14 protein-coding genes are annotated in these 14,233 nt (G+C 33.6%); 2 read left to right on the top strand and 12 right to left on the bottom strand.

Features of this window, described 5'->3' with window-relative positions:
- Positions 1-95 precede the first annotated feature (95 nt).
- The gene (locus tag OOK92_RS05920; protein WP_253309279.1) at positions 96-1,331 is read right to left on the bottom strand and encodes a hypothetical protein; all 1,236 of its coding nucleotides are present in this window, start codon (positions 1,329-1,331) and stop codon (positions 96-98) included.
- Between the two features lie 926 nt (positions 1,332-2,257).
- On the opposite strand from OOK92_RS05920, the gene OOK92_RS05915 reads away from it, so the two are divergent.
- Together OOK92_RS05915 and OOK92_RS05910 are read left to right on the top strand one after the other, a co-directional pair.
- A complete protein-coding gene (locus OOK92_RS05915; RefSeq protein ID WP_264376879.1) occupies positions 2,258-3,697 on the top strand; it encodes a hypothetical protein in 1,440 nt (479 codons plus the stop codon).
- A gap of 155 nt (positions 3,698-3,852) precedes the next feature.
- Positions 3,853-5,808: an ankyrin repeat domain-containing protein gene (locus OOK92_RS05910; protein WP_264735531.1), complete on the top strand. Its 1,956-nt coding sequence runs from the start codon at positions 3,853-3,855 to the stop codon at positions 5,806-5,808.
- Between the two features lie 147 nt (positions 5,809-5,955).
- On the opposite strand, the gene OOK92_RS05905 is transcribed toward OOK92_RS05910, so the two are convergent.
- From OOK92_RS05905 to OOK92_RS05855, 11 genes are all read right to left on the bottom strand, one after another.
- Positions 5,956-6,081, bottom strand: a complete 126-nt coding sequence (locus tag OOK92_RS05905; RefSeq protein ID WP_010405125.1) for a hypothetical protein — start codon at positions 6,079-6,081, stop codon at positions 5,956-5,958.
- 131 nt (positions 6,082-6,212) lie between these two features.
- Positions 6,213-7,697, bottom strand: a complete 1,485-nt coding sequence (locus OOK92_RS05900; RefSeq protein WP_264736402.1) for a recombinase family protein — start codon at positions 7,695-7,697, stop codon at positions 6,213-6,215.
- Positions 7,698-7,707: 10 nt separating this feature from the next.
- Positions 7,708-8,139, bottom strand: a complete 432-nt coding sequence (locus OOK92_RS05895) for a DUF2924 domain-containing protein (protein WP_264735530.1) — start codon at positions 8,137-8,139, stop codon at positions 7,708-7,710.
- A gap of 4 nt (positions 8,140-8,143) precedes the next feature.
- The gene (locus tag OOK92_RS05890) at positions 8,144-8,617 is read right to left on the bottom strand and encodes an ankyrin repeat domain-containing protein (RefSeq protein WP_264735529.1); all 474 of its coding nucleotides are present in this window, start codon (positions 8,615-8,617) and stop codon (positions 8,144-8,146) included.
- Positions 8,618-8,655: 38 nt separating this feature from the next.
- The gene (locus OOK92_RS05885) at positions 8,656-9,360 is read right to left on the bottom strand and encodes an ankyrin repeat domain-containing protein (protein WP_264735528.1); all 705 of its coding nucleotides are present in this window, start codon (positions 9,358-9,360) and stop codon (positions 8,656-8,658) included.
- A gap of 168 nt (positions 9,361-9,528) precedes the next feature.
- Positions 9,529-10,683 (bottom strand): phage tail protein, encoded by a 1,155-nt coding sequence (locus tag OOK92_RS05880; RefSeq protein WP_264735527.1) that lies wholly within the window; start codon positions 10,681-10,683, stop codon positions 9,529-9,531.
- Entirely contained in the window at positions 10,683-11,483 is an 801-nt protein-coding gene (locus OOK92_RS05875; RefSeq protein ID WP_264735526.1) for a baseplate assembly protein, read from the bottom strand. Before OOK92_RS05875 ends, OOK92_RS05880 begins: the two co-directional genes overlap by 1 nt.
- A gap of 2 nt (positions 11,484-11,485) precedes the next feature.
- Positions 11,486-11,821 carry a GPW/gp25 family protein gene (locus OOK92_RS05870; RefSeq protein WP_264735525.1) on the bottom strand — a complete coding sequence of 112 codons (336 nt, stop codon included), beginning with the start codon at positions 11,819-11,821 and terminating at the stop codon, positions 11,486-11,488.
- A gap of 2 nt (positions 11,822-11,823) precedes the next feature.
- Positions 11,824-12,078, bottom strand: a complete 255-nt coding sequence (locus OOK92_RS05865) for a PAAR domain-containing protein (RefSeq protein WP_064124756.1) — start codon at positions 12,076-12,078, stop codon at positions 11,824-11,826.
- Positions 12,079-12,537: a phage baseplate assembly protein V gene (locus OOK92_RS05860; RefSeq protein ID WP_264736401.1), complete on the bottom strand. Its 459-nt coding sequence runs from the start codon at positions 12,535-12,537 to the stop codon at positions 12,079-12,081.
- Positions 12,506-14,185 (bottom strand): recombinase family protein, encoded by a 1,680-nt coding sequence (locus OOK92_RS05855; protein ID WP_264735524.1) that lies wholly within the window; start codon positions 14,183-14,185, stop codon positions 12,506-12,508. Before OOK92_RS05855 ends, OOK92_RS05860 begins: the two co-directional genes overlap by 32 nt.
- Positions 14,186-14,233: the final 48 nt, after the last annotated feature.

The following is a 14,233-nucleotide window of genomic DNA, read 5'->3' as shown; positions in this document are numbered from 1 at the left end:
TTAACCTTGTACAATTTTCATCCTTACCTAAACTCTGTACCTACTTTCATTTAAGTCTAAGTAACTGAATGACTTTGTTTTCTAAAATAGAAACACTACACTTTACTTCTAACGTCAGTAACCTCCTGCTGTACAACTTCTACATCTAATAATGAACTTGGTACTGTTGAATCACCTGCACCACCATCTAATTGCTTGTTTCTAACTTCAGTAAATACCTCATATTCTGACTTATTGAGTTTCCTAATAGATTGCATTTGCTCCGGAATAAGAGAATTGACAATTTCTGATAATACTTTGACAGCTTTGTTCTCCTTAATAAGATGGACAATTAAATCTCTGGATGACAATCTTATGCTTAGATTATGTAAATAGTGTTGTCTATGAGCTTCAAAGCCAGGACTATTCCACATAGAGGCAAGCATATCACTGCCAGATTTAACAAAATTATCATTTGGTGCAGAAACAATTGAGTCTAACGCTGCAAACATTAACGTAGAGTACGTATCAGGAGATAAATATTCTGCATTTAAATGCTCAAACAGCTTTTTAGCGCTTTCAAAAAAATAATTTCCTTTTAATGTATTTAAGGTATGGTAATACCTATTTTGTTTAAAATCCCTTTTCAATAACTCATGATACTTGTCCTCACTAAGGTAACGTAGGCAAAAATCAACCATACCAACATCATCAGTAGAAAAACGCCCCTTATTGTATGCTACTTCCATTAACAAATCTTCTTTCCTCTGTTGAGATACAGAATCAATTGACTGTAACTTATTCCAAAAAAACTCTAAGGCTTCAACATGCTTTTCTAGCATCGCACATTTAAAAGCGTAAACGTATGGATGCTCATTATTTAATTCTAACTGATGTTCCTGATTATTTATGGCATGTGACCAGTAGATCATTAAAGCCCCTTTATCACATCCCTTAACTAAACTCTCTACTGGCTTATTACCTAATGTTAATTTAAATTCCTCAAAAACAGCTCTTATCTCGTCTTCAAAACAACACCAGCAGGCAATTCTGTAACGATCAAAGGAATCAAGAAGAGATTTTTGTCCATCTTCAGTTTTCAAGTCTAACAACTTTTTCCCTAGTGCATACCTATCAAGCTCAACATGACCTAAGGTGTCATCGATTTTCCAACAGGTCCCACTTTCTAAAATTTCCTTAATAAATGGTGTTATTATTGTCCTGTCCCATTCACGCAATAACGTCTGATATGCAATACAATATCTCTTAATTTCTAATTCCTTGAATCCTTTATGAGGATCATCTTCTTTGATAGATGTTAGTAATACCCTTTGTACATTCTTGTAATCCATACTTACCCTCCCTAACAAGATTTAATATATTTTAGGCATGTTGCTCTACCTTTAAAACTTTGTCAATTACTATTTTAGAAAAATTTTCTAACCTAAAGTGATTTTCAGTAAAAGGCTCTTAATAGGCTTAATATACAGTCTTTTGTTCACTTTTTAATTCTGTTTTTTATAAGTTTATCTTAATACTTATTGTTAAATGAATTACTATTAATTTAATATTATATATCGCTAATGAATTAAATGATATAACCATCTCCATCACTAAAAACCAGCTAGCGTGAGAAGAAGTTTTCTTGGGATGCATTGGTCTACCGCGCGATACATACGAACTTTTTTGTATTCTGACTTTGCTATACGCTAAAACTAGCCATATTAGCCCATTTTATCCATATATACATACGAACTGTTTTGCCTAAGCTTATGGAAATAATTTAAATCTTCTATTTTTATAACCTTATTTTTACGCAACTTGTTCTCAAAAATATACGATCTTTTTTGAAGGAGTAAACAATTGAATTGTTTATAACACTAGCTAGCATGGTATCTTCACTAAAATATTTTTTGAAAAAGTTAATTGACTTATAAATAATTCTCTACTAATACTGGCATGTGTTTGTTTATTCTGCTGAAGTTGCTCCATACAGGTTTGCTGTAAAAACTTCAGCAGTTTCCGTACTCCTTTAAAGCATAATCCATCACGCTCTTAATAATAGTGATATCAAATATAGGTCTTAACTATTTTAATCTATAGTAAAATTAGCTCAAATTTGCAGTCATAAGCAACTTTTAACCTATCTACATACTCCATTGTTACTCACCATAAAAACTTAACAAAAATATGAGTAGTAAAAAGATTGTGTTGAAATTAGCTTGACCAATATTATATATTGTACATAATATATTCTATATCTAGGCTAGGAGGTAGTATGGATACAGAGTCAGTAAAATATGTTGTAGAATCTATCAGTGAACAAAAGCTAGGAGAGGAATTAAATACTGAGCCATGGCATTCAAAAATTGAGCGTAATAGCAATGAGGAACCAACGCCTGAAGATGACATAACAGATTTAGATGATTATAGTTTGTTTGTTCAAGGAATAAGTAATCGTTCGGAATGTTATGACCTTGATCAGAGACATGAAACTAGGGAGGCTGTTGACACATGTGTAAAACATACATTGTCGTATCAGAGTGAAACTGATGATAGTGATTTATATTGGAAAAATTACTCTATTAGTCCAAGAGACTCTGCTTTAATTAAGTTAGATCTACTACTGACTGAAAGTGAGAGAAGTCTAATTGATGAATTTCGTAAAGAGTTAAAAGATGTAGTAACAAAAAATGATCAAGGTTATAGGGATAAGCATGAAAATTTTACAAACACTGCTTTAGAGCGTATAGAGTGCATAACAAATAAATATTTGCAAAAAGGGATAAGACTCAATTCAAAATATAACGATGATAAGTATACTATAACAAGTTTAATTTTTAAGGAAATAAGAAATATCCCTGATAGAATACGACAGCATAAGGGATTACCACCTTATGAGAGTTTATCAGACGATAGTGAGACTATAACAAGTTTAGTTTCTAAGGGAATAAGAGATATTCCTGCCTACGAGGGTGTATCAGATGATAAAAATATAGGTATTATACGCAATATCATGAGTAATTTACTATTAAAAGGTGGAAGAGTAAAATGCAGTTCCTTTTATGATGATAAGTTATTGTATGCAACTTATGGGTTCAGTTATGAGATTTTTGCAGAACGTGAAGAAATCGATAACAAGCTAAAAAGTGTAGCAGATGAAGGTATTATAAACAGTAGTGCCCAAGGCAAAGCTTTACACGTAGAAATGGATAATGGATATTTTTATGTAAAATATTCGCAAGATAGCACTGTTGAGGTTGCAAAAGTTATAAATAATCCAAAAGTGAAAGATTTAAGTTTTAGACATCATATATTTCATGTTGGAAAGAGTATAGTAAGAGTTGAAAATGTAGGAGGAAAAAGAAATTATACAGACGTTTTAGAAGGTGGCATTGAAATGTCTTTTACTACTGAAGTAGGAAAGATTAGTATTCATCTACGTTCTAGTGATAAAGACAACAATAAAATTGAAGTAAAGATAAGTGACGATGACAAGAAGAAACTTGATCAATTAAAAGATAAGGAAGAAATAGGAGAAAATTGCTTACTTGGTGGATATTCAGTACATGATGCGATTAAACGAGGATATTTTGAAAAACATGAAACACTACGTCAATCTTCTGAAAAAATTACCTTATCTAATGAAAAGAAAAAAAATAGTTGGTGTGAGATAGTAACAAATTCAAAACAGACAACAAGCCGTACTGTAGGGTAAATGCTAAACTGCTTGATTGTCTAAAGATCTTATATTACTCACCATAAAAACTTCACAAAAGCTTAACGACGTGAGTAGTAAAAAGATTATGGTTATTGACTTAATGTTACATATCGCATACAATGTATCATATATCTTAGCTTAGAGGGATAAGTATGGGTGAGTCTACTGGGATAGTAAAATCTATTATCAATCTACTAAAACCAAAATCCAAACCAGAGCCATCTGATTTTGAATATGAATCAATTATAGAACATCTATCATCTAAAGAGCATTTATTAAATGAGCTGATGAATGATATGTGGTACTCAGGAGACTTACCATCAGTCAGAAACTATAATGAACCATTATCTTTGATAGATAGCAAACTTGGATTAAGTGAACAGATTTGTGTTTGGTTTGCTCTAGATCATGACCTTACACCAAGTCAAAAAAATTTAAACAAAAAGTTACTTAGTGCTCTAAAATGTTTAACTTCTAACTGTGGTTCATTTGATAATACTGAGCCCCTTGAAGAATTTTTACATGATAATAGAAACAATAAAGATTTAAAAGTAATTCTTAACCTAAGAAGAGGAGAATCTCAATCAACAGTATTGCATGCGATTGCAGGAGCAAACATTGGTGGATTTCGTCGCACAGGAAATCAGGCTATAGATTTACTCTTAGAAGCAGGCGCAGATCCTAACATACAAGATAATAAAGGAAAAACACCATTATACCTTGCTGCTGCCAAAGGTCACCACGATAATGCAAACTCTCTTCTTTTGAAAGGAGCTAAACCTAATATAACAAGTAGAAAGGGTAAAACTCCACAACGAATAGCAACTAATAACCTCTGCTATGATATTGAAGAATTATTTTTAACTGGTAAACAGAAAAAGATGAATAAGGAATTGTATGACTTACTTGTACTCGATTCAGACTGCACTAAAAATTTAAAGGAGTTTTTAAGTAAGCATAAAAGAGATTCAGACCTAAAAGTAGTGCTAAATATTAGGCAAGGAATGGGTGAATCAAAAGTGTTTTCGTATGTTGATCGTTTTGCTTGGGATAATGAAGATCTTGCTCAAGAGTTAAGAAAAATATTTCTAGAAGCAGGAGCATTAGATTATGGTATAAATATTTATCGTCAGCAAAAGAAAGGACAGGTCAGTAAATTACTCGTTAATTTAACCTCAAATCAAAAGGAAAAGTTAAATGAGTTTTCTGATAAGGTGTTTCAGGCTCAAAACATGGCTGAACTTGAAGAGATTGTAAACGATGCTATAAAGTCTGGTGTACGATTAAACTATTCTCTTTCACAAGATTTCTTTTCAGGTAATGAGTACACTTTTACCGATTATGTGATGAAAAAAATCAGTGAGTTGGAAAAAAATCCTAAAGTTGCTAGTAATATAATATGTCAATTAGTATCAAAAGGGGCAGTGTTTGGTAATACAGTTGATGCTAACACACTGACATCAGAATTTAAAGAGCATAAAACTAACCTAAAAAAAGCTTATATAGATTATGTTAGCAATTCTCATAAGTTTATTGAAATCGCAAAAAGTGCAACCAATAGCGAGCTAAAAGATGCAAGAATAGACAACTCCGTTTTTTACTTAGAATATTCTAAAGATAGTAAAATAGACATTATAAAGATAACAGATGGGGTAAGGGATTTAGGTCTAACCGATGGAGATGTAAAATGTGGAAGAAATATAGTAAAGATCGGTAAAAGTGAAGTAGAAATTAAAACTGAAGATGGCATAAGGAATTACACAGACCTTACAGAAGGTAGCAGTATAGCATTAACTTTCTATACTAGTTTGGGAGAATTAGAAGTTAGATTATATCCTGATGAGAACAATAAAAAGTTGATAAGAGTAGAAGTGAGCGATGAAGATCTATTTGAAGAAATAGCAAGTCATGAAGAAATAGGGCAAAATTGCTTATTGGGAGGTTTACCGGTTATTGAAGCTATAGATCGAGGTGTTTTTGCTAGATCTGGTGGATTAATGCGTCCTGAAGTAATAAGCGAGTCTAACAAGAACAAAGATTCATGGGTAGGACGTGAAGAGCTAAGAAGGGCTTCTGATTCTAGGGGAAAAATTGCTAGTTTGCCATAAAAGTTGAAGATTATTATTTAAATACAAACTACTATAATTTATAGATTAAGGAAATTGTACCAATGTCTTCTAAGAATACTCTTTTATATTGTTTTTAAGCTGGCTACAAAATGAGGATATGGGACATACAATTGGCTGAGCTGCCTTTTACACTCCAGGTCTACTATTAAAATATGCAGCTAAAATTGGATCATTTTCTACCATTGTTGCACCTAATATGCTAAAATCTTCATCACTTGTATTGATATTTTTACATAATTGATTTTGTAACATTTATTTGCTCTTCTATATCGATTTCAACATCTTTTTGTGTGGCCCTTTGTAGTAGCTCCTTTTGCAATAACCTTTTTTAATTTTCTGGCACATACTTTTTTCGATGTTTTTTCATGTTGTTTTTATAAACGTTACGACGCTGAGCCGTAAAACTTCTCTAATTGTTCACTCCACAGCATCGGTATTTCTCTCAAATCAACTAACTTCAAACCCCTTGGCTGTCTCCCATTTACTATGTCTTCCTTAATCTTCGGAGCTAAATAATTTAACCTTAAAATTTGTTGTATTCGTCTTGTACCTATGTTAATTTTAATGCTCAGCTCTTTCACACTTCTATGTTTTCCTTCCTCTAGTTGACGTTTCCACAGATGGGCTCTTACCACTGCTTTCAGTAGCGCATTGTTTGTTTTGCCTTCTGGTTCTACTACTGTGCATTTGTTTCCTTTCTTTTTTATTGGTATAAATTCCACCTTATCCTCTGAACTCACCTCTATTCCATCCCCTTTTACCATTACTCCCTTTATTAATTTCTTCACTGCTTCTTTCTGTTCTCCGAAACTTAAATTTTTCCACTCTTCTGCTTTTTCTTGCCAATTTTTGTATAGGTGCTCTGCTCTCTTCATTACTTCTTTTTCCACTTCTCCTGCTACTACTGTTCGATTTATTGATTCACAATTTTTTCCTCTTAAATGGTTATTACATATATAATATCGGTACCTTTTATTTTCCTTTTTTGCATAGGTCAAAGTCATATTTACATCACAGCTCTTGCACTTGATTATTCCTCTAAGCAGCGCTTCCTCATATTTTGCTTTTCTATATGGTTGATTCTTTATCAATTCCTGTGCTTTTTGCCATTTTTCCTCTTTTATTATTGCTTCATGCTTTCCCTCATACTCTTTCTCATAATGTCTTATCTTTCCCATATATATTGGATTTGTTATTATTCTTCTCACCGTCGCTTTTTTAAAGATATCTGATTTTGTTCTGTAACCTTCTCTATTTAACTCTCTTGCCAACTCTGCCATTGACTTTAGCTCCACATATCTTTCAAATATATGCTTTACTGTTTTCGCTTCTTTCTCATTTATTATTAATTCTTTATCTTTTACATCATATCCCAGCGGCAAAGTTCCACCCATCCATAGTCCTTGTTCTTTTGATGTTGCTATTTTATTTTTTACTCTCTCTACTATCATTTCTCTTTCTAGTTGTGCTGCTCCTGATAACACCGTTTGTACGAACTTTCCCATTGGCGTATTATTATCAAATATCTGCGTTACTGCTACAAAATTTACTCGGTGCCTTCTAAAAAATGATGTTACTTCAATGCTGTCTTTTGTTTCCCTTGATAGCCTATCCAGAGTATATACTACCACACAATCTATCTCTCCTCCTTTCACGTCTGCAAATAATTCCTTTATCGCTGGTCTTTCTAAATTCTTTCCTGAGAAACCTCCATCGTCGTACCTTTTGGCCAATGCTACCCAGCCTTCTCTGCTCTTTATGTATTTTTCACATGCTACTCGCTGGGCATCTAAACTGTTAAACTTCTGCTCTAACCCGTCTTCATTTGACTTCCTAGTATATATCGCGCACCTTACCTCTTTTAGCATTTTCTCCTCTTCAGCTCCCATTTTTATCACGCATCCCGAATAATAAAGGTCCATTATAGCTCATTCCCATTATTTTTCCGGCTACTGCTGACAATGACGTAAAAAATTCTTCTCTGTAGATTAAACCCTGATCTGTTACCATTACCGCATGCGTTTCTTCCCCTCTCTCTAATATTAGCTCTGTTCCTGCTACTGGAAGTTTGTCACTACTTATTCTTTTTCCCTTCTCTAGTCGATCTGCCAGATACTCTAGTCTTTTTGCTCCTTTTCTTGACATTTCTCCATATGCTTCCTCCTGCATTCTATAAGCTAACCTCGGTATCAGATATTTCTTTGAATACCTAGGCGCCTCTTCCCCAAATACCTTCTTCCACGTTTTTCTCAGCTCACCCAAAGGTTTTCTCTCTAAATTCATTACTTTCTTTTCTATTTCTTCCTCCATGTTTTCAGCCTCTCATAAATAACTTTTCAATTCTGTCCGTTTCTTTCTTCAATACTTCAGTTACTTCTTTACTATTTTTCGCATAATCTATTGCCGTCATTCCAAATTTATCTGCTTGCTCTATTTCTGCTCCTGCTTCCACTAACTCTTTTACTATTTCCACTTTCCCCACCATACATGCAAGGTGCAATGGAGTGCATTTATTTTCATATTCTTCCGCATTTACATTCGCTCCTGATTTTATCAATTCCCTCACGATTTCTAGACGTTTCTCCGTTACCGCTAGGTGCAGTGCTGTGTATCCTTCTACATCTGCTGCATTCACATTCACTCCTTTTTCAACTAATAACTTCACTGTTTTTGCTTCTACTGCATAATGCAGAGCTGTTCTTTCCTTCTCGTCTCTTTCATAAATATTTTCATATGAGTTCTCTAATAATTCTTTTGCTGACTTATTAAATTTGCCAAGCTTTAACATAATCCACCTCACCTTTTCTTTAAATTTAAATCCCTCTTTTAAACCTTCCTTTTCGCTACCTCATCTATCATTTCGTTCACTTGGCTCATTATTTTGCTTGCTAAATTTTTACATTCTTCCTTTATCAGTGATTTGTCTCTCTTCCTTATTTCTTCTATCTCTATTATTTTTAACTCTGGCAAATAACTCCCATTCAACATGTCTGCTATTTCTCCCACTAGCCTCTCTATTCCATAGCACGTCAGTTCTCTACTTTTTGTTATTCCTCCTTGTTCTCTCAGAAATTTACTCGCCTCTTCACTCTCTTTGCTATCACATAGACGATACTTTTCACTTTCCCAGATGTAATACATTGGTGTTGCACCGTACTTATTCAGTTGATTAACTTCAGCTCCCGCTTTTACTAGCTCTTTTATTATTTCAACTCCTCCTATTTTGCACGCAGAGTGGAGTGGCGTACATCCACTGACATATTGAGTGGCATTTACTTCCGCTCCTTCCCTTAGCAGCACTTTTACATTTTCTAAACTCTTTGCGAATACTGCACAGTGTAGTGGTGTATAACCATTTTTATCTCTTGCATTTACCTCTGCCCCTTTTTTTATTAATAATCTTACTGTTTTGTAATCGGAGATTTCTACTGCTTGATGCAAGATCGTCTCTCCTTCTTCATTTCTTTTATTAATGTTTTTAAACCCGTTACTTGATACTTCTTTAAAAAACTTACTCTTGCTAAAACTCATTTCATACCTCACAAAATTAGCTTTTCTAGCGCCAGATAAATTTCTTATGTTTACCTGCTGCTATTCAAGTCATGTCCGTTTTAGCATGAGAAAGCAAGTCCTTTTCTTTTTATTTCATACACTTTTACCTATTATTAATATAATATATGAGAATCTAAATATAAGTACTTAACTTATTAGAGATATTATTCGACTATCTTTCCAACTTCTGTGCAAATGTCGATGTTCGTGCCACTTCAGTACTCCCGGGTAAAATACTAAAATGTGCTTTTCTAACTCGTGTATTGAGTCTTTTTGCTCTAAATCATTTTTATAGTAAACGTTGTGTTCTGCTAAACCATATTTTGTAATCTTCTGATCTGTATAGTTTTCTATTTTGTAGTGGTGAGTAACGCTAAACCTTTCTAAAATTGGCTTGTGTTTTAAATTCCAATATTGCCCTGAAAGTTTATCGCTTCCCAATACAAATTTATTTCCTCTTTCTTCTACGCTACTTACTGGAAAGCACGTATTTATGTCTCCTAAATCCCAACTGTCTGATAATACTATCTGCGCTTTTGCAAATTTAATCGATGGTAATAAACTCTGTGGTAATGGATATAGTGCTTTTAAGTTGTACCACAAATGATTTCTTTCATAAATACCGTTATAATTCTTTGTGTGAGGCTCGGTTTCTCCAAGGATTGCTACATCTAGGCGATATATATCATTGCTTAAAGCTCGTTCATAATGATCGCGTAGATAGTTTTCTATAATCCTAATAACTGGACCACTAGACCTGAAAAAATTTACTCTTCCAAATGATAACACTGGTCCATCTTTTTCTATTTTTACCCCTGAATAATCAGACAGAAGATCTCCAAATAAACTCTCATCCAATATAAATCTCTGCACATTATAATAATCGTTAAAAATCCTCATCAATCTGGATCTTACAGGCAGTGATAGTTTTGCCAGCTCTACTACTGCATCTACGAAGAAGTCATTTTGTACCTCTTTTATCCCTACTTGCAACTCAAAAAAGTGTTTACCGGGTGGCTCTTCAATAATTGTAATATCTTCTATATTTGCCCATTTTAATGCTATTTTTAGTGATGCTGGAGTTCCTCTCAGTCTTTGAAATTTTACTCCTTCTACTACGGCTTTTCTTCTATCTTTTACCCAACGCAGTATCTCTTCTAAACCATATTCTTCTATTATCCACGGCAATATTTCTTCTTTAAGACTAAACTTAAATCCTCTGATACAGCTCAGATCAACCTTATAATCTATCGCATCTACTAGCGCTTTTTCCTGTTTTGTTGCATTTGGTGGCAATAACATTAATTCAACTCAATCTTTAAATTTTTCAAATTTGCAGATTCATTTCCCAGAACCACAACATCCTCTCTTGGCTCGATCAATTCCACATTTTCTACACCATCTACAAATAGATTCGCTATTATCCATGATTTTGTAACATTCCATCCCAGCCTTCTATTTGCTTCAAACTTCTTAATGAACTGCTTCTTGATTTCCTCCTTCGATATTACAGGACTTATGCTCATTCTGCTGTGAATATCTATTTCCGTAATATTGCAACCAATTACTGTTACTGTATCTGTTAAAACCCTTATATCATCTCTAGTAACTTGCTTTCTTACAATTTCAAGTAGCTCTTCTAACACTATGCCAGTTGTGGATAATTGTGTTGATAAGATTGAAATTTGTACTTTTCCTGGTATAGGTGATTCTACTAGTGCATCTTTTACTCTACTATCTGCTGACAGTGCATGATATTTATAATATTCCTTACTTCCTCCTGTTGACCAACCTGCTATTTTTGCTTTTACCCTCTTTCTAAATCTTTCATCCTCTTCTTCTTTTTGTCTTTCCACTCCATAAAACTCAGCTAAGTTATCAAGATCTTCTCCTGTCGCAAATTTAAGTAAATTACTCTCTACTGCTTCATTTATTCTTTCTCTGAGCAAAAGTTCTCTCCATGCTGCTACTTCTAATATCTTCATTGCTGGATCACTTTCCACCAATCCTGTAAAGCTTGCATCACGCTTCACTAACTCTTCCTTCATCCGAGAAAAAATCTCTTCAAAGTTCAGTGGTTCGATAATATTTGGCTGCTGCATTTTTAAACAACTACTCCATTAATATTTATGAACTTACCTTCTGAAAGATAGACACCTTCTAAATTCAATGTTACTCTCCCTTCTTTTACTCCTTCAACTTTTACTTTTTCTAACTTAAACCTCTTTCCCCATTTTTCCAAAGCTTCTGCAGTTGCTGCATATATCTCAAGTGTTAAATCTCTATTTATTGGCTTATCCACTAACTCAAATAATCTCGACCCATAATCCCTTCTCATGATCCTACTGTTAACAGGAGTGGTCAGTATATCAATTATTGATTGCTTTAAGTGCTCTATTCCTTCTAACGCTTTTCCTGTTTTAGTATCCATTCCTTTCATTTTTAGTCTGCAAACACGTCTTCACTGCCTTTTATTACTTTAAACCCACATGAAACTATATCTCCTACTCTTCCTATACTATAGCCATTTGCAAACACTGTTTTTGATCCTTCAGTTAATACTCTACTTTCTGTAAAATTATCTCCTTTTCGGCAAATTGGCTTACCATTTACAAAAACATTGTTACTCCCACTAATGCAAAAATGCGGTGTTACTTCTACACAATAATCTCCTACTCGCACAACCGATTTATTCATTTAATTAAGGTTTATTTTATCTGCCTTCAATTTTATTCCACTTTTTGTCATTTCTATTCTCGATCCCCCAGCTTTCAGTGTTATTTTGTCTACTACTTCAATCTCTAAATGATGCTTTTCCTTATCATATGTAAACTTCGTCCCATCTTGAAATTTTATACTATTTATTTCTTTTTTATTCTCTGGTGCATGGTATTTTTCCTGATATATTCCTGCTAACACCACTCCTAATGATAGTTCACCAAGAGGAGAAAATACCATAACCTGTCCATCAATATCTGGCGGAGACCAATCTCTATCTTTTCCTGCTTTACTTGTTATCCATGGCAGATAATCTGTTACAATATCTCCTATTTTAACTCTTACTTTTGCTTTTTCATAATCTATTTCTTTTACAACTCCTATACGAATGATATTCGCTAATTTTCTACTTAGCTCTGAAATTACCCCGCCAACAATGTTGCAAATTTTTCTTTTCTTCTCGATTATTTCCAGGAGAGTTTGGTAGCTCTTTTACACGAAATACCACATTTACGTCCTCAAGGTTAATTTCAATTCTCTTGACTAACGTTCTAATAATATCACGTTTAGTTAGCCAGTCTGCGTTATCAAGGTTTGATGTAATATTGGAAGAAAAGTCTTCTAAATTGGTTACAACCAAAGTTAATTCCTGTTTTAATTTCTTTTGATCGAATATCCTTTTCTTCTCCTCTTCAATTGTTTTTAAACTTTGTTTCATTGCTTTAATTCGTGGTTCAAATTCTTCTTGATTAATATATTCTTGAGCATAACTATCAATAAGTCTAGCAATACCACGTTTTAATTTATTTTCTTGTTTCTCTAGTAAATCGCTTTTTTGATCCCATGATGATTTTTTAAGCTCTGAAAGTCTACGCCTGTATTCTTCTAAAACCCTATTTGGATTTTTCAATAAATGCTTAACCTCTTCCCAAACGGCTGTTTCTAATGCATCTGTACGAATGTGTTTATTATCACAAATTTTATTACCACCAAAACGGTAAGAATCTCTACCAATACAACGATAATAAGCATAATGATCAATTTTTTCTCCTCGCTTATTTCTTACAGGACTTCCGTAATATGCATAACGACAACGCTTACATACGATTAAACCTTGTAGTAAATATTTTGCTCCTCTTTCTCTTGTCCTTGCTATTTTTCTATTCTCAGCTAATTGTTCTTGAACTATATCAAATACATCTTCGTCCACTATATTTGGCACTTTAACATAAATCCAATTTGCTTTTTCAACAGAATAGGTAGAGTAATTATCTTTCGGTTGTTCACAAGAATGTTTCTGTGGTCTGATATGTTGTAACTTTATACCTACTTTTGTTTTACCAAAAGCCGCTTGTCCTTTGTAAGCAGGATTTTTTAACATACCCCAAATCACACTTCTATCCCAGTACTTTTTTCCTGTTCGTGTTATAATAGACATAGTGTTTAGCCGACGACACACTTCCCCAATACTTGTCCTTTCTCTTCCTATCCACAAAAATACTTTCCTAACAACATTAGCTTCTTCTTCGTTTATTTCAAATAAAGCTTGTCCTCCTCCCATATATTTATCTATATAACGATAACCATAAGGAGCTCCTCCCATTACGCTTACACAACCTTTATTAGCTGCATAAATCTTTCCGCGACGACTTCGTTCCATAATTTTCGCTCGTTCATATTCTGCTATCATACCTTGCATTTGTAACAGCAATTGAGATTCTGGATTATCGTTAATCTCATAATTTAAGAAAACCGTTTCTGCTCCTGCTTTCTCAAATTCTTCAAGTAATACCATTTGATATGCATATTTTCTAGATAAGCGATCAGGTGAATGAATGTAAATTCTATCAATTTTACCTTCTGTTACTTTATCACGTAACTTTTCTAGATCAGGACGGACTAGATTAGATCCACTGTAGCCATTATCAATAAATTTATACTCACTTAATAATTTGTATCCATCCGTACTAATTTGCTTCTCTAAAGCTGCAACTTGACTTGCTATTGTATTTTCTTGTGCTTGTTTCCCCGAAGAAACTCTTGCATATAAACTCACTGTTACCATTTGATCCTCCTTGAATCCCATTTTTATGTTTTAAATTTTTTTGGCTTACTTGCTTTGACACGGCTTTTT

It is taken from the genome of Wolbachia endosymbiont (group A) of Rhinocyllus conicus, from assembly GCF_947250775.1.
Lineage (GTDB): Bacteria > Pseudomonadota > Alphaproteobacteria > Rickettsiales > Anaplasmataceae > Wolbachia.
Note: the sequence above shows the minus strand (reverse complement) of the source record. Positions and strands in the feature narration are given on the sequence as shown.

Coding starts and splice junctions, on each gene's coding strand:
- OOK92_RS05920 (WP_253309279.1), bottom strand. CDS start 1,331: ATGGATTACAAGAATGTACAAAGGGTATTACTAACATCTATCAAAGAA.
- OOK92_RS05915 (WP_264376879.1), top strand. CDS start 2,258: ATGGATACAGAGTCAGTAAAATATGTTGTAGAATCTATCAGTGAACAA.
- OOK92_RS05910 (WP_264735531.1), top strand. CDS start 3,853: ATGGGTGAGTCTACTGGGATAGTAAAATCTATTATCAATCTACTAAAA.
- OOK92_RS05905 (WP_010405125.1), bottom strand. CDS start 6,081: ATGTTACAAAATCAATTATGTAAAAATATCAATACAAGTGATGAAGAT.
- OOK92_RS05900 (WP_264736402.1), bottom strand. CDS start 7,697: ATGCTAAAAGAGGTAAGGTGCGCGATATATACTAGGAAGTCAAATGAA.
- OOK92_RS05895 (WP_264735530.1), bottom strand. CDS start 8,139: ATGGAGGAAGAAATAGAAAAGAAAGTAATGAATTTAGAGAGAAAACCT.
- OOK92_RS05890 (WP_264735529.1), bottom strand. CDS start 8,617: ATGTTAAAGCTTGGCAAATTTAATAAGTCAGCAAAAGAATTATTAGAG.
- OOK92_RS05885 (WP_264735528.1), bottom strand. CDS start 9,360: ATGAGTTTTAGCAAGAGTAAGTTTTTTAAAGAAGTATCAAGTAACGGG.
- OOK92_RS05880 (WP_264735527.1), bottom strand. CDS start 10,683: ATGTTATTGCCACCAAATGCAACAAAACAGGAAAAAGCGCTAGTAGAT.
- OOK92_RS05875 (WP_264735526.1), bottom strand. CDS start 11,483: ATGCAGCAGCCAAATATTATCGAACCACTGAACTTTGAAGAGATTTTT.
- OOK92_RS05870 (WP_264735525.1), bottom strand. CDS start 11,821: ATGAAAGGAATGGATACTAAAACAGGAAAAGCGTTAGAAGGAATAGAG.
- OOK92_RS05865 (WP_064124756.1), bottom strand. CDS start 12,078: ATGAATAAATCGGTTGTGCGAGTAGGAGATTATTGTGTAGAAGTAACA.
- OOK92_RS05855 (WP_264735524.1), bottom strand. CDS start 14,185: ATGGGATTCAAGGAGGATCAAATGGTAACAGTGAGTTTATATGCAAGA.